Origin of the sequence: Halosimplex marinum (genome assembly GCF_051414075.1) — an archaeon.
Lineage (GTDB): Archaea > Halobacteriota > Halobacteria > Halobacteriales > Haloarculaceae > Halosimplex > Halosimplex marinum.
Genome location: NZ_JBLKNY010000005.1, coordinates 1 through 13,573 on the forward strand (window position 1 = coordinate 1; position 13,573 = coordinate 13,573).

Annotated in this window: 15 protein-coding genes, 1 tRNA gene and 2 rRNA genes; 10 read left to right on the top strand and 8 right to left on the bottom strand. The window is 69.9% G+C overall.

The features are described from left to right. Both ACMGFI_RS13275 and rrf read left to right on the top strand, forming a co-directional pair. Positions 1 to 116: ribosomal RNA gene (locus ACMGFI_RS13275) — 23S ribosomal RNA — on the top strand; the annotation flags it as partial. Positions 117 to 255: 139 nt separating this feature from the next. Beyond that, positions 256 to 378: ribosomal RNA gene (rrf, locus tag ACMGFI_RS13280) — 5S ribosomal RNA — on the top strand. Positions 379 to 547: 169 nt separating this feature from the next. Here rrf and ACMGFI_RS13285 read toward each other — a convergent pair. Further along, entirely contained in the window at positions 548 to 1,042 is a 495-nt protein-coding gene (locus ACMGFI_RS13285; protein ID WP_436910242.1) for a DUF309 domain-containing protein, read from the bottom strand. A 124-nt stretch (positions 1,043 to 1,166) separates the two neighbouring features. Between ACMGFI_RS13285 and ACMGFI_RS13290 the strand changes: the two genes are divergently transcribed. Beyond that, positions 1,167 to 1,574, top strand: coding sequence for an acyl-CoA thioesterase (locus ACMGFI_RS13290; RefSeq protein WP_436910243.1), 408 nt, complete (start codon positions 1,167 to 1,169; stop codon positions 1,572 to 1,574). Positions 1,575 to 1,586: 12 nt separating this feature from the next. Here ACMGFI_RS13290 and ACMGFI_RS13295 read toward each other — a convergent pair whose 3' ends face one another. Further along, positions 1,587 to 1,910, bottom strand: a complete 324-nt coding sequence (locus ACMGFI_RS13295) for a DUF7967 family protein (protein WP_436910244.1) — start codon at positions 1,908 to 1,910, stop codon at positions 1,587 to 1,589. Positions 1,911 to 1,974: 64 nt separating this feature from the next. Next, on the bottom strand, positions 1,975 to 3,066 hold the full coding sequence (locus ACMGFI_RS13300) for a S1C family serine protease (protein WP_436910245.1): 1,092 nt from the start codon (positions 3,064 to 3,066) through the stop codon (positions 1,975 to 1,977). A 217-nt stretch (positions 3,067 to 3,283) separates the two neighbouring features. Between ACMGFI_RS13300 and ACMGFI_RS13305 the strand changes: the two genes are divergently transcribed. From ACMGFI_RS13305 to ACMGFI_RS13320, 4 genes are all read left to right on the top strand, one after another. After that, positions 3,284 to 3,367, top strand: a tRNA-Leu gene (locus ACMGFI_RS13305). Between the two features lie 161 nt (positions 3,368 to 3,528). Then, positions 3,529 to 3,729, top strand: a complete 201-nt coding sequence (locus tag ACMGFI_RS13310; RefSeq protein WP_436910246.1) for a hypothetical protein — start codon at positions 3,529 to 3,531, stop codon at positions 3,727 to 3,729. A gap of 645 nt (positions 3,730 to 4,374) precedes the next feature. After that, positions 4,375 to 5,205 (top strand): inositol monophosphatase family protein, encoded by an 831-nt coding sequence (locus tag ACMGFI_RS13315; protein ID WP_436910247.1) that lies wholly within the window; start codon positions 4,375 to 4,377, stop codon positions 5,203 to 5,205. A 116-nt stretch (positions 5,206 to 5,321) separates the two neighbouring features. Next, positions 5,322 to 6,455 carry a DUF63 family protein gene (locus tag ACMGFI_RS13320; RefSeq protein WP_436910248.1) on the top strand — a complete coding sequence of 378 codons (1,134 nt, stop codon included), beginning with the start codon at positions 5,322 to 5,324 and terminating at the stop codon, positions 6,453 to 6,455. 68 nt (positions 6,456 to 6,523) lie between these two features. Here ACMGFI_RS13320 and ACMGFI_RS13325 read toward each other — a convergent pair whose 3' ends face one another. The 3 genes from ACMGFI_RS13325 to tbsP all read right to left on the bottom strand — a co-directional run bounded on the left by ACMGFI_RS13325 (position 6,524) and on the right by tbsP (position 9,584). Further along, on the bottom strand, positions 6,524 to 6,679 hold the full coding sequence (locus ACMGFI_RS13325) for a DUF7479 domain-containing protein (protein WP_436910249.1): 156 nt from the start codon (positions 6,677 to 6,679) through the stop codon (positions 6,524 to 6,526). Positions 6,680 to 6,855: 176 nt separating this feature from the next. Next, the gene (locus tag ACMGFI_RS13330; RefSeq protein WP_436910250.1) at positions 6,856 to 8,595 is read right to left on the bottom strand and encodes a YcaO-like family protein; all 1,740 of its coding nucleotides are present in this window, start codon (positions 8,593 to 8,595) and stop codon (positions 6,856 to 6,858) included. A 173-nt stretch (positions 8,596 to 8,768) separates the two neighbouring features. Beyond that, positions 8,769 to 9,584, bottom strand: coding sequence for a transcriptional regulator TbsP (tbsP, locus tag ACMGFI_RS13335; protein ID WP_436910251.1), 816 nt, complete (start codon positions 9,582 to 9,584; stop codon positions 8,769 to 8,771). 223 nt (positions 9,585 to 9,807) lie between these two features. Here tbsP and glyA point away from each other — a divergent pair, with 223 nt between their 5' ends. Next, a complete protein-coding gene (gene glyA / locus ACMGFI_RS13340) occupies positions 9,808 to 11,082 on the top strand; it encodes a serine hydroxymethyltransferase (RefSeq protein WP_436910252.1) in 1,275 nt (424 codons plus the stop codon). A gap of 45 nt (positions 11,083 to 11,127) precedes the next feature. Here glyA and ACMGFI_RS13345 read toward each other — a convergent pair whose 3' ends face one another. Beyond that, positions 11,128 to 11,394: a HalOD1 output domain-containing protein gene (locus tag ACMGFI_RS13345; protein ID WP_436910254.1), complete on the bottom strand. Its 267-nt coding sequence runs from the start codon at positions 11,392 to 11,394 to the stop codon at positions 11,128 to 11,130. After that, positions 11,391 to 11,789, bottom strand: coding sequence for a hypothetical protein (locus tag ACMGFI_RS13350; RefSeq protein ID WP_436910255.1), 399 nt, complete (start codon positions 11,787 to 11,789; stop codon positions 11,391 to 11,393). The genes ACMGFI_RS13345 and ACMGFI_RS13350 overlap by 4 nt, the downstream gene beginning before the upstream one ends. A 96-nt stretch (positions 11,790 to 11,885) precedes the next feature. On the opposite strand from ACMGFI_RS13350, the gene ACMGFI_RS13355 reads away from it, so the two are divergent. Further along, positions 11,886 to 12,425 carry a hypothetical protein gene (locus ACMGFI_RS13355; RefSeq protein ID WP_436910257.1) on the top strand — a complete coding sequence of 180 codons (540 nt, stop codon included), beginning with the start codon at positions 11,886 to 11,888 and terminating at the stop codon, positions 12,423 to 12,425. A gap of 85 nt (positions 12,426 to 12,510) precedes the next feature. Continuing rightward, positions 12,511 to 13,566 carry a siroheme decarboxylase subunit beta gene (gene ahbB, locus ACMGFI_RS13360; RefSeq protein ID WP_436910258.1) on the top strand — a complete coding sequence of 352 codons (1,056 nt, stop codon included), beginning with the start codon at positions 12,511 to 12,513 and terminating at the stop codon, positions 13,564 to 13,566. The last annotated feature ends 7 nt before the right edge of the window (positions 13,567 to 13,573 follow it).

Here is a 13,573-nt window from a genome sequence, read left to right on the forward strand (position 1 = left end):
AAAAGAGATACCGCCGAGGTCACTCGTAGAAGACGAGTTCGATAGACTCGGGGTGTACGCATCGAGGCAACGAGATGTTCAGCCCGCGAGCACTAACCGACCGAAGCCACCAATCATACCGCATTGGATACACGGGCCCGTGATACGGGTCCAGGCGGAACCTGGATTGCACGTACATTACGGTCGTCGCCATCGAATCACCGATACTGGCATCCGGACGCAGTCCGGACGCGGTTCGATTCCGCGGATCGGCGTTAGGGCGGCCATAGCGGCGGGGTTTACACCCGTACCCATCCCGAACACGGAAGTTAAGCCCGCCTGCGTTCCGGCGAGTACTGGAGTACGAGAGTCTCTGGGAAACCCGGTTCGCCGCCTCCACTCATCGCCCGACACGTTCCGTCGGGCCATTTCATCACCCTCGACCAGCCACCGCTGGTCGGGGGTTTCCGTATTTTATACGCAGAGCCACCGCTGGTCGGGGGTTTCCGTATTTTATACGCAGAGCGACAGCTATCGCGGCGGTGTCACGTCGGCATCGGGGTCGGCCCTACTCCAGTCCGTCGGCGTACTCGAAGTCGAGTTCGGTCGCTTCGGGGTAGCCGCCGTCGAGCTCGATCCGCCAGCCGTGGATCGCGGTGGAGTCGGACAGGGCGGCCGAGAGCGTCGCGCGCACGTCGGCCACGTCGACACCGTAGAAGTCGTCGGGGACGCCCTCCAGATACTGCAGGGCGGTCCGGAACAGCGAGCGCATGCCGTCGTCGTTCTCGAAGTCGAAGTGCTTGTACGCGCCCGCGGCGACCTGGACCATCCCGTGGAGGAACTTGCTCTCGACGGTGCCGCGGCCGTAATTGTACCACTCGTCCTCGAAGCAGTCGTGCGATTCGTGGTACTCGCCGGCGTTGAACAGCGCGACGCCGTGGACGACGGCCCGCCGGAGCGTACCGTGTTCCCACCCGTTGGACGCGCCGCGGTCGGCCCGCCACCCGGTGGGATCGCCGGACGTTGGCGGCCCGACGCCGTAGTCCCGGGTGTGCTCGTCCATCACCGATCACTCCGGGTTCCCGCGGTGTAATCCCGTCGGTCCGGGCGACGCTCGCGGGGTGGGGCCGTCGACGTGGTGGGCCGCACCCGAGAGTGTTAACCGGCTACCGTCCGAGCGGGAAGCCATGGACGCCGCGTTCGAGCACGAAGTCCCGGTCCGCTATCGCGACCTCGACACGTACGGCCACGTCAACAACGTCGTCTACGGCACCTACTGCGAGGAGGCGCGGGTCGCCTACGTCGAGGAGGTGCTCGGTCTCGACGACATCGACGAGTTCACCGCCGTAGTTGTGTCGCTGGATGTCGACTTCCGGGCGTCGGTGACGGAGTTGACGACGGTCGACGTGGGCGTCTCGGTCGTCCGGTTGGGCGAGTCGAGTTTCACGATGGCCTACGAACTTCGCCAGGCCGACGAGGTGGTGGCGGAGGCGGAGACGACGCAGGTGTTCGTCGACCCCGAGACGCGGGAGTCGCGGCCGATCCCCGAGGAGTGGCGCGAGCGGGTGCGCGAGTTCGAAGGGCTGGACGACTGAACGGGACGCGGCTCAGATGGTGTCGTCGGGATCGTAGGCGTCGGCCATCCGCGCGGCTTCGTCGGCGTAGCGCTCGCGCTCCTCGGGGTCGGTAACGGTCCCGAGGTTGTTCGGCGACACGTCGACCGCGGCGGTCGTCTCGCGCACGTCGCCCGTGAAACTCGTCAGCGCGCGCTCCTTGCGGAAGTACCGTCGGCCGTCCGGCGTGGCGTAGACGAGGATGATGATGTTCTGCTCGTCGTCGGAGTAGGTGCGCTCGACCAGCCAGACGCGGACGGTCTCCTCGTCCGCCGCCGAGGTCGTTCCGGCTGTCGGGGACACCGAGTCGTCGGTCATACCGACGAGTAGGCGTCCGACGGGGATAGGCGTTCGCCGGATTCCGACGGCGCGGGAGCCCGGTTCAGGTTCCCATCGGGTCCGGTCGCTCGCCGACGGTGACCTGGACCTGGCGGACTTCGCCGTCGCGGAGGACGGTCAGGTCGACGGTGTCGCCGGGTTCGGTCTCCGTGAGGAGGTACGTGCCGAGCGCTTCGCCGCTCCCGAGCTGCCGGCCGTCGATGGCGAGGATCACGTCGCCGCCGACGGGGACGGGACGGTCGCCGACGGTCTCGACCTCGGTCGCGCCCTGCAGCGCGTCGGCAGAGGGGCCGTCCTCCAGGACGGCGACGACCGCGAGGCCGTCGGTGCGGTTGAGGTCGTTGGCGTCGGCGACCGCGGGCGTGACGGGCGTCGTCCGGACGCCGAGGAACGGGTAGTCGAACTCGCCGTCGGCGACGAGTTCGGGGACGACCCGGTCGACGACCGACGGGGAGACGGCGAATCCGATGTTCTCGGCGCCCTGCCGGGCGATCCCGGCGGTGTTGACGCCGACGACTTCACCCTCGCAGTTCACCAGCGGGCCGCCGGAGTTGCCGGGACTGATCGGCGCGTCCGTCTGGACGACGTTGGGGATCTCGAACCCGAGGTCGGTCGGGAGCGTCCGGTTCACGCCGCTGACGATCCCGTGGGTGATGGTCTCCTCGAGCCCGAGCGGGTTGCCCAGCGCCGCGACGCGCTCGCCGCGTTCGGGGGTGTCCGCGAGCGAGAGCGCGCTCGTCCCCGCGGGCGCGTCGGAGACGTTCACGACCGCCAGGTCGGCGTAGGGACTGCGGCCGACGACCGTCCCCGACCGGAACTCGCCGTCGTCGAACTCGATCTCGACCGCCGTCGCGCCGTCGACGACGTGGGCGTTGGTCACGACGTACGCGTCGGCGGTCGCGTTCGCGCCGGTCGCGTTCTCCACGTCGTAGACGAACCCGGAGCCCATCCCGGAGCCCGTCCGGACGGAGACGACCGAGTCGATGGTCTCATCGAACAGCGACTGGTAGTCGCAGGTTGTCTGTTCCTGTCGGTCCGCGACGGGGGCCGCTCCCGGCGCCAGCGCCAGCACGCCGCCGACGCTTCCCGCCACGAGCAGGACCGTCACGAGCACCGCTGTGGTTGTCCGTTGCATCGTCTCTGCGTTGCCCCGCCCCGCGGAAGTCACCCCGAATCGTTTCGTCGCGTTGGCGCGGTCAAATTCCGCCGGGGTCCGGAATTGGCTCCGGTTACTCCCTGGGTCGGTATTCGGAACTCGATAAGCGGTCGATACTGTCGGGGTCGTGCCGGTCGTCCACCCGACGGCGAGACCGTAGCCTATTCATGCGGGTCAACCGAATCTCCGCGTGCGTGCGAGGGTAGCCAAGCCAGGAAACGGCGGCGGACTCAAGATCCGCTCCCGTAGGGGTCCAGGGGTTCAAATCCCCTCCCTCGCACTGCCGGACCCACGCGGTCCCTCGCCAGTGCGGAAGATCGTCCCTCTCGGGGGCGTCTTCCCTCGCAAACTTCTCACGGAATCGCCGCCCGAGCGAAAGCTCCGTCCAGAAATTCGCCCGTCGGGGGCAGGTTTATGGGAATCCAGTCCGGAGAATGTGGTATGGCAACTGACGACACGGCTACCAACCCGCTGGACGTGCCACCGCTGGAACACACCGCCTTCTTCGATATCGACACCAGGGACGGCTACGTCCGCATCGACCAGTCGTGGGGCGACCAGACGCTGTACACGCCGGAGGAGGCCCGCGACATCGCCGAGTCGATCATCGAGATGGCCGACGAGGCCCAGGGCTCGGAGTAGCTGGCTTTCCAGGGGCCGGAGGCTATATTTCTGTCGCCGGGGTTGCTGGAGAACCGAGAGGGACAGCGACCGCACCCGACGGTGAGTGTTGCAAGTCTTCGGTACACTCGCTAACAGTCACTTCGAGCGCACTCGACGGTGAGCACTGAAAGCCCTCGGGCCACACACTCTGAGTCGACTCGACTGCACTCGGCGGTGAGCGGTGAAAGCCCTCGGCGCGTTCGCGGTCGCTGAGCGACATATCCTCGCGGCCCAAGGGCCGCTTCGGATAGGGGTCGCTCAGACGACTAAACTGTACGCGAACGCGCCTCGCCCTTTCAGTCCGCCAGGAACAGCAAGACCGCACAGCACCGCAGACGGCCACGAACCTCCCCAGCCGATTGCGCTTCTCGGCCTCCGGCCTGCGATGCTCATCCACTGTCAGAGCAAGCTCTGACAAGCCTTCGCTCACTGGTTCGCGAAGACCTCGCGCGGCTACGGTCGCGCGCATGAAAGCGCGCTCCAGCGCGCGCCGCGGCGGCTGTTCGGTGGTCGTCCGGGTGGACGGTCCGCCGAGCGCGGCGAGGTAGTTGCGACTGTCCGCTCACGCCGTCGGGGGCCGCCGGTTTCGCCTCGCTTATTGGGCGGGCGGCCGACGCCCTGATCGTGACGGACGCACACAGGCGAGTGGCGGTGGCCGAGCGGGCGGCGCGGGCGGGCGGTGCGGTCGCCCGGCAGGCCTTCCGCGGCGACCTCGCCGTCGAGACGAAGGCGGACAAGAACGACCTGGTGACCGAGTCCGACCGGGACGCCCAGCGGCAGGTCGTCTCGACGCTGCGCGCGGAGTTCCCGAACGACGCGGTCGTGGGGGAGGAGGACGCCGTGCCGGTGGGGCCGGCCGGCGAGGAGACGGAGATCCTGTCGGAGGTCCCGGAGACGGGGGACACGTGGGTCGTCGACCCGATCGACGGGACGGCGAACTTCGCGCGCGGCCACCGGACGTGGGCGACAGCGGTCGCCGCGGCGGCCGACGGCGAGCCGGTCGCGGCGGCGGTCTACCTGCCGGTGACCGAGGACATGTACGCCGCGGGTGCGGAGACGGGGACCCGGGACGGGTCGGCGCTGTCGGTCAGCGACCGCTCGGACCCGGAGACGTTCGCGGTCGCGCCGGTCGGGCGGTTCGAGCGCGGGACCGGCGACGAACTGGGTGCCATCGCCGAGGCGGTGATCGATGAGCTGGGGGATTTCCGGCGGTTCGGGAGCATGCAGGCGACGCTGTCGTTCGTGGCGAGCGGCGAACTCGACGCGGCCTTCGCGACGTACATGCCCGACCCGTGGGACTCGCTGGCGGGGATCCATCTCGTCCGGCGGGCCGGCGGGACGGTCACCGACCTCGCGGGCGAGCCGTGGACGCCCGACAGCGAGGGTATCGTGGCGAGCAACGGGCAGGCTCACGAGGCGGTCCGCGAGGTCGCGCGGGCGGCCGACTCGGCCTGACGGGGGCAGGGACGCGAGCGGTCGCGGGGGCACACCCGCCGAGGGCGGCGAGCGGTCGTGTCGACGGTGCGCCCACGACCGGAAGGCTAAACAGCGAGACGCGCGGGGTACCGGCCATGGAAAACGAGCGGGTCCTGACGGAGCGGACCTGGCTGGGGGCGTTCGCCGCGGCGGTGGCGGCGCTCGTCGTCGGGTCCGTCGTCGCCACCGAGCGCGTCTACGACCAGTTCATCTGGAAGTACTTCTGGGGGCCGGTCTACTCCGACGCCAACAACGCCCGCTGTGCGGTCCTGACGGGCGACGGGATCGACCTGCACGCGACCGGCGCGGCCTGCCGGGCGGCGACCGGCGTCGTCGCGGAGACCGGCTACACGACCGTCTCGACGATCGGCTACATGATCGTGTTGGTGTTCATGCTCGGCGGGGTCTACCTCCTGCTCGACCGGCTGGAGGTGGGCGGCGACCGACGACTCTTCCTCTCGCTGGTCCCGTTCATGCTGTTCGGCGGCGCGGTCCGGGTCGTCGAGGACGCGACCGACGCCGCGGTCGCCGCGGGCGTCGAACCCGTCATCAGCTACCCGCTGAACGTGCTGTTCATCAGCCCGATCATCTACGTGACGGTGTTCCTGGTCACGCTGGCGGCCCTGCTGGCGAGTATGTGGCTGGAATCGCAGGAGATGGTCCGGAACCGCTACCGGGCGCTGGCCGGCTTCGGACTCGGGATCCTCGCGATCACGCTCGCCTATCTCTTCTTCGTCGCCTTCACCCGCGAGTACGTCTCCTTTTACCCGCAGATCCTGGTCGTCGACGTGGGGCTGGCGTCCGTGCTGGCCTACGGGATCTACCGGGCGGCCGACCGCTTCGAACCGGAGATCAACGCGGGCACGGGCGTGGTCGGACTGGGGATCCTGTGGGCCCACGCCATCGACGGCGTGGCGAACGTCGTCGCGGCCGACTGGCTGCCGGAGCTGGGCCACCCCATCGAGGCCTACGGCGCGAAACACGTCGCCAACCGGGCGATCATCGACGTGACCCAGGCGATCCAGCCGGCCTCCGTGTCGGCGGCCATCGGCACGTCGTGGCCGTTCCTGTTCGTGAAACTCGGCGTCGCGCTGGGTATCGTGTGGCTGTTCGACGAGCGGATCTTCGAGGAGAGCCCGCGCTACGCGGTCCTGTTGCTCGTCGCGGCCGCGGCCGTCGGGCTCGGCCCGGGGACCCGGGACATTCTCCGGGTTACCTTCGCGATCTGAGGCGGCGACCACGTGTGCCGCTCCCGTCGCTATCGGGAGGCTCGAAAACGACGGAGAATCCCGACCGCTCAGACCGTCTCGAGCGCCGACTCGGGGTAGTACCGGCTGCCGCAGGTCGGGCACTCGGCGACGGTCACCTCGCCGCCCGTCGCGGGCGACGCCACTTCGGTCCGCACTAGCTTCTGGTCGCAGTCTGTACACGGGAGGTCGAACTCGGATACCATGATACGCTCCTCTGACGGTCCGCTTCGGGCCTGCAGAAGCGACGCCAGGTGCCGTGTGAACGGTGTGCACCCGACGGCATAAATTCTCGCATTAGTCGGGTTCGTGCCATATTCCGCGCCGTCGGCGGGTTACAATAATCGAGGCGGGTGTCGGAGCCCGAAACGGGCGCGACCAGTCAGGGGTAGGGGTGGTGGTCGCGGTCGAGGGCGGGCTCGAAGCCCATCTCGGCGGGGACCGAGCGGGCGCGCTCGCCGAAGTAGGCGTCACCGAAGAAGAGCGGCTGGGCGCTCGGGACCACGACGCGGACGGCCTCGAACCCGAGCCGTTGCACGTCCCGCGTCGTCGTCCGGGCGGCGTAGACCGAGGGGCCGGCCTCGACGACCCGGTCGAGGACGGCGTCGAGGTGGGCGCCCCCCTCCGGGACGGTCTCGGGACCGACGGAGGCGGCGTCGACAGTCGTCTCCGGGCTGACGAACTCCTCGACCAGCGGCGGGCGCTCGGCGTAGCGGCCGATGGCGCCGTCGGTCTCGGCGGCGCCCTCGCGGCCCATCCCGTCGAGTTCCACCCAGTTCTGGACGGCCTCGGCGAGCGCGTTGCGGGCGGCGCGGCCGGCGTCGAGGTGGGCGGCCGTCCCGAGCGCGAGTTCCGGCCACTCGTCGCGGGTGACGGCGACGGCCACCACCGGCACGTCGACGTCCTGCGTGAGCAGGAGCGCGGTCGCGTCCAGTCCCTCGGCGCCGGCGCGGGCGGCCAGCCGCTCGTAACCCGGATCCGACACGTCCAGGCCCAGCGGGTCGTAGGTGGAGTACCAGGCGATCGTCGTCGCGTCGCGCTCGACGACCTCGTACAGGCCCGACAGTAGCGCCTCGACCGACGAGTTGCCGAGGCCGAGCCCGGTGGTGACCGCCGGCCGGATCGTCCGCTCGGGCGGCGGGTAGTGGACGACTTCCGCGGGCAGGGAGACGGGCTGTTCGGTCACCAGATCCGTCCCGCGGACCCACGGGCGCTCGGCGCTGTCGCCGCCGGCGTCGGCGCCGCTCTCGCCGCTCCCGACCCAGCTCTCGGGGCGGACGAACTCGGAGGGCGCCACGGCGTCGGCGAGGTCTGTCGCCGCGGCGGTCTTGAACTCCCGGGCGTGATAGACCCCGGCGCAGTAGCGCTCGTAGGCCTCGCCGAGCGCCTTCATGAACGCGGCGTCCCAGCCGGGGTCGACCCCGGCTGCCTGCCGGGAGGCGGTCGCGTCCGCGAACGCGCCCGTGTCGCAGACCTGCGCGAGGTAGTACGGCGCCGGGTACGACTCGGCCTCGCCGACCTGCGCGACGACGCCCACCCGGTCGTCGAGGCCCCGCTCCGCACGCGAGAGCGACCGCTCCACGTCGCGGTCGAGGTGTCCCCGGTCGAGGACGCGATCGCGTCCGTCGCCGCAGTCACAGCCCGGGACCGGCAGAAACGCCCGCTCGGTGTGGGGGAGTTCGACGACCGTTCCGAGCGGGTCGGCCTCGGCGGGGTCGAGCAGTTGAGCGGCGCGCCGGCCGGCGACGGCGCCGGCGAACCGGGCGGTCGCGTCGGCGGGCGCGGCGGTCGGCTCGGCGTCGGCGTCGACGTTCGACTCGACGCGCGCGGCGAGACACCGATAACAGGCGCCCTCCGGGTCGAAGGCGGCGACGGAGGCGTCGACGACCGGGACGCCGCCGACCCCGCCGAGTTCGACCGCGACCCAGGGGACGCCCCCTTCGCGCGCGCGATCGTTCGCGCGCTCGAACGTCGCTGCGCCGGCCCGGTCGACGACGACGCCGAGCCGCGTCCCGGGTTCGAGCGCCGCCCGCTCGCGCCGCTCGACGGGTTCGTCCACGTCGCCCAGCGCCGCCGCGACCGCGTCGGCGGCGGGGCCGGTTCCGACGAGTTCGACTGTCATGCCAGCCCGGAGGGGGCGACGGGTAGAAAAGCCCGGGGACTCGCTCGCGGCACTCCGGCAGGCCTCGACGGTGGTCGCCACCCGAGCGGCTTATACGGATTATTGCAAGTCATTCCGGGATCGACCGCACGCAGTCGTGCGGTCGACCCGGTAAACGCTTGCAATAATCCGTATCAGTCGTAGAGCCGCTCCTGTGCGACCTGTCCGAGTTCCGGCAGGTCCACCTCCCGCAGGTCCTCGGCGAGCCGGAGCCGCAGGCGCGGGCGGCCCACGTCGATGGGTACCTTCTCGGTCGTGACGAGGTCGCTGTCCTCCAGTCGCGTCTTCATCCGCGAGAAGGTGGCCTTGCTCGCCAGGCCCACGTCCTCGCCCCACTTGCTCATGTCGTAGAGCAGTTGGCCGTTGCGCGCGGCGACCAGCAGGGCGATCGCGACCTCGTCGAGGCCCTCCCCTTCGCCCTTCGCGACCTCCAGAGAGTCGAGCAGGGCGTCGAAGTCCTCGGCGGTGTCGACGCCGATGTCGGCCGCCAGCGTCTCGCGGACAGCCGACAGCGGCGGCGTGCGCAGCGAGTACGGCTCGGCGTCGGCCCACTCGCGCTCGTAGCGGCCCCGCACGTCCCCGACGAACGCCCCGTCGCCGGCCGAGAGCCCCCCGACGCGGTCGTCGCCTGCCACCAGCGAGACGACCGCCGACTCCGTCACCAGCAGCGACGCCTCCGGCGCGTCCTCCAGCACCCGCAACGCCAGCGTCCCGGCGTCGATCAGGTCCGCGGCCCGCCCCGCGACGACGAAGTCCGCGAGCACGTCCTTGATCGGGTCGCCCGGCGCGAGCAGCCGGACGGTCGGCGGCGTCTCCACGTCGTGCAGCCCGAATATCAGCTCGGAGACAGTCTCGCGTGTCGGGTTGACCGCGTAGACGACGCCGCTACTGTCCCGAAAGACGCCAGTCAGAACCGCACCCACGTCCGATTCGAGAAAGTTCGAACTCATCTGATAGCTATGGTATTTCGCATTATTACACTTAATTTTACCGCCAGGGTTCGTTGAATTGACCCGACCGGCTCCCGGACCGCGGATCCGCCGCAGGGCCGCCGGATGGGGTCGGACCGCCGCCCGGCAGTCCTGCGGCCCTCGGCGCCCGCCGCCGCGGCGCGGTCGCCCGGCTCCGCGAAAAGGTAGATTATTGACGGGGCGTCGCCGAGATACGGGTACCATGAACTACGACACGGTCCGGTCGGTCGACCCGGATGTCGCCGACGCGCTCGAGGCGGAGGTCGAGCGTCAGGGGGACACGCTCGCGATGATCGCCAGCGAGAACCACGTCAGCGAGGCGGTGCTGGAGGCCCAGAGCTCGGTGCTGACGAACAAGTACGCCGAGGGATACCCCGGTTCCCGGTACTACGGTGGCTGCGAGCACGCCGACACCGTCGAACAGCTCGCCATCGACCGCGCGAAGGAGTTGTGGGGCGCCGAGTACGTCAACGTCCAGCCCCACTCGGGCTCGCAGGCCAACATGGCCGTCTACACCGCCATGCTGGAACCGGGTGACAAAATCCTCTCGCTCGACCTGACCCACGGCGGCCACCTCAGCCACGGCCACCCGAAGAACTTCGCCGGCCAGGTCTACGAGGTCGAGAACTACGAGGTCGACGAGGAGACGGGCCGCCTCGACTTCGACGAGGTCCGGGCCCACGCCGAGGCGTTCGAGCCGGACATGATCGTCTCGGGCTTCTCCGCGTACCCCCGCGAGGTGCAGTGGGACGAGTTCCAGGCCATCGCCGACGACGTGGGCGCCTACCACCTGGCCGACATCGCCCACATCACCGGGCTGGTCGCCGCCGGCGTCCACGACTCGCCGGTCGGGGTCGCGGACTTCGTGACGGGTTCGACGCACAAGACCATCCGCGCCGGCCGCGGCGGCATCGTCATGGCCGACGAGGAGTACGGCGACGCCGTCGACTCGGCCATCATCCCCGGGACGCAGGGCGGTCCGCTGATGCACAACATCGCCGGCAAGGCCGTCGGCTTCAAGGAGGCGCTGCAACCGCACTTCGAGGAGTACGCCGAGCAGACCGTCAGGAACGCGGAGGCGCTGGCCGACCACCTGCGGGAGCACGGCTTCTCGCTGGTCTCGGGCGGCACCGACAACCACCTCGTCCTCGTGGACCTCCGGGACTCGCACCCGGACGTGACGGGCAAGCAGGCCGAGGAGGCGCTGGAGGACGTGGGGATCGTCCTCAACGCCAACACGGTGCCCGGCGAGACGCGCTCGCCGTTCGTCGCCTCGGGCATCCGCGCGGGCACGCCCGCGCTGACGACCCGCGGTTTCGACGAGGAGGCGACGGAGACGGTCGGCCACTGCATCGCCGAGGTCATCGACAACCCCGACGACGAGGACGTGAAGGCCGAGGTCGCCGAGATCGTCCAGGGCCTCTGCGAGGAGTACCCCCTCTACGGCGAGGACAGCGAAGGCCTCGTCTTCGAGTAGCCGACCCGTTCTCGCGACTGTTTTCGGTTCGGGGCCGCCCGTTGCCTACCGCGGTTCGTCCGAGCGGAGCGCCTCGCTCCGGCCCACCAGGTCGCCGTCGACGCTGATCGCGCCGCGCCCGTCGACGGTCACGGTGTGGTCGGGCACCTCGAAGGACAGTTCCCAGTCGTCGCTGTCCATCGCCGCCAGCGACCGCACCGCGTCGGTCGAGACGTGCTCGTGCAGCGAGAAGCCGAGTTCGTGCGGTTCGACGCCCTCGACGGCGGCGATCGCCCGGACGATGTTCAGGGCGATGTCGTCGGTCGGAGTCACGTTTCGCACCCCCGTTTGCGCTCCTCCAGCCGCTGGCACGACTCGGTGAGCTGCGACGGGATCTCGTCGGCGTGAGCGTGCAGCGCCTCGAAGACGGCGGCGACCTCCTCGAAGGCCGGACCCCGGCGCACCCGCAGCGGCTCTCGCTCCCACTCGACGAAACCGTCCTCTGCCAGCGCTGGCAGGTGCGAGTGGACCAGGTCGGTGTACAGCTCCTCGGGGTCCCGGAGCAGATACGGCGGGTTCGCCGCCTCGGGGAGCGACAGCTCCCGGTCGGGCGGGGCCTCCATCAGCGCGACCACCATCTGCCTGCGGGGTTCGGCCGTGAGCGACCCGAACACCCTGTTCCACCGCTCGATCATCTCCGCGGCGCCGTCGTTTCGGTCGGCGGCCATGCCTGTACGTTTGCTACCACACAACATACAACTTTGGCAGGTCGTCCGGCACGCTCGCGAGACACGCTTTTGGCCGGTCCGGGCGAAATCGTCCGCATGACCGACGGTCCCCCTCGAACCCGGCGGACGGTCATCCGAGTCGGCGCGCTGGCGGCCACCGGAGTGGCGGGCTGTGCGACCTTCGAGTCCGGGAGCGAGACCGAGACACCCGGGCCCGCCACCGGGGCGGCCACCGACTCGACCGGCCCGACCGGAACGCCGGAACTCGACCTCCGGGAGGCCAACGTCACCGCCGTCGCGGTCGAGCCGGCGGGCGACGGCGCGTATCGGTTCTCGGTGACGCTGTATCACGACGACGACGGCGAAGACGGCTACGCCGACTGGTGGCAGGTCGAGACGCTCGACGGCGAGCGACTTGGCCGCCGGGAACTCCTGCACGCCCACTCCACCGCGCCGTTCACGCGCTCCGAGACCGTCGAGGTCCCGGCGGAGGCTCCCTGTGTCGTCGTCCGCGGTCACGACCAGACGCACGGCTACGGCGGACGGGCGATGCTGGTGACCGTCGACGGCGGTGCGACCCGCGCGGTGGACCAGGGCTCCGAGAAGTCGTCGCTCGCCGAGCAGGAGTGTCCCTGACGGGTAGAGGGGACATACGGGGAGGGGCTTGCAGTCGCCTGCCGCAGACGGGCGGTTTATGCCGTTCGGTTCCCGAGTTCCGGGTATGACCGACCTCGACGACGTCGACCGGGCGATCCTCAACGCCTACCAGGGCGGGTTCCCGGTCGTCGCGGACCCCTACGAGCCGGCGGCCGAGGCCCTCCGGGAGCACGGCGTCGACGTGACCGCCGACGAGCTACACGAGCGCCTTGCGGCGATGGACGAGGAGGGTGTTCTCACCCGTTTCGGCGCACTGATCAACGCCGAAGCCATCGGCGGCACGGCGACGCTCGTCGCGATGCACGCCCCCGAGGAGCGCTTCGACGAGGTGGCCGAGCAGGTCAACGCCCACGCAGAGGTGGCGCACAACTACGAGCGCGAGCACCCCCACCTGAACATGTGGTTCGTCGTCAGCGTCGCAGACGAGGACCGCGTCGACGAGGTGCTCGCGGAGATCGAGGCCGAGACCGGCCAGGAGACGTACAACCTCCCCAAACAGCGGGAGTTCCACGTCGGCGCGAAGTTCCCCGTCGAGGGGCCGCTGGAAGACCTCGCCGACGGGATCGACCTCTCCGATCTCGGCCCGGAGGTCGAACCGACCGAACGGGACAGCCTGACCTCGCGCGAGCGCGACCTCGTCGTCGAGATCCAGGGCGGCCTGCCGACGACGCGGACCCCCTACGAGGACGTGGCCGACGCGCTCGGCGAGGACCTCGACTGGGTGCTGGCGACGATCAAGCGATTCGACGCCGAGGGGAAGGTCCGCCGCGTGGGCGTCATCCCGAACCACTACTCGCTGGGCTACTCCGAGAACGGGATGACCGTCTGGGACGTGCCCGACGACGTGGTCGAGGAAGTCGGACAGGAGATCGCCGCGTTCGACTTCGTGACCCACTGCTACCGGCGGCCCCGCCACGAGGGCGTCTGGCCGTACAACTTCTTCGCGATGACTCACGGCCGCAGCGAGGAAGAGAGCGAGGCACGCGTCGAGCAGGTCCGCGAGGCAATGGCCGACCACTGGGACGTGTCCGACGAGGACTGGGACACCCTGTTCTCGACGGAGATACTCAAGAAGACGGGCATCCGCATCGAGGAGCGCGCGGACGCCAACACCGCCTGAGCGCCGT

Coding starts and splice junctions, on each gene's coding strand:
- ACMGFI_RS13285 (WP_436910242.1), bottom strand. CDS start 1,042: ATGGACGAGCACACCCGGGACTACGGCGTCGGGCCGCCAACGTCCGGC.
- ACMGFI_RS13290 (WP_436910243.1), top strand. CDS start 1,167: ATGGACGCCGCGTTCGAGCACGAAGTCCCGGTCCGCTATCGCGACCTC.
- ACMGFI_RS13295 (WP_436910244.1), bottom strand. CDS start 1,910: ATGACCGACGACTCGGTGTCCCCGACAGCCGGAACGACCTCGGCGGCG.
- ACMGFI_RS13300 (WP_436910245.1), bottom strand. CDS start 3,066: ATGCAACGGACAACCACAGCGGTGCTCGTGACGGTCCTGCTCGTGGCG.
- ACMGFI_RS13310 (WP_436910246.1), top strand. CDS start 3,529: ATGGCAACTGACGACACGGCTACCAACCCGCTGGACGTGCCACCGCTG.
- ACMGFI_RS13320 (WP_436910248.1), top strand. CDS start 5,322: ATGGAAAACGAGCGGGTCCTGACGGAGCGGACCTGGCTGGGGGCGTTC.
- ACMGFI_RS13325 (WP_436910249.1), bottom strand. CDS start 6,679: ATGGTATCCGAGTTCGACCTCCCGTGTACAGACTGCGACCAGAAGCTA.
- ACMGFI_RS13330 (WP_436910250.1), bottom strand. CDS start 8,595: ATGACAGTCGAACTCGTCGGAACCGGCCCCGCCGCCGACGCGGTCGCG.
- tbsP (WP_436910251.1), bottom strand. CDS start 9,584: ATGAGTTCGAACTTTCTCGAATCGGACGTGGGTGCGGTTCTGACTGGC.
- glyA (WP_436910252.1), top strand. CDS start 9,808: ATGAACTACGACACGGTCCGGTCGGTCGACCCGGATGTCGCCGACGCG.
- ACMGFI_RS13350 (WP_436910255.1), bottom strand. CDS start 11,789: ATGGCCGCCGACCGAAACGACGGCGCCGCGGAGATGATCGAGCGGTGG.
- ACMGFI_RS13355 (WP_436910257.1), top strand. CDS start 11,886: ATGACCGACGGTCCCCCTCGAACCCGGCGGACGGTCATCCGAGTCGGC.
- ahbB (WP_436910258.1), top strand. CDS start 12,511: ATGACCGACCTCGACGACGTCGACCGGGCGATCCTCAACGCCTACCAG.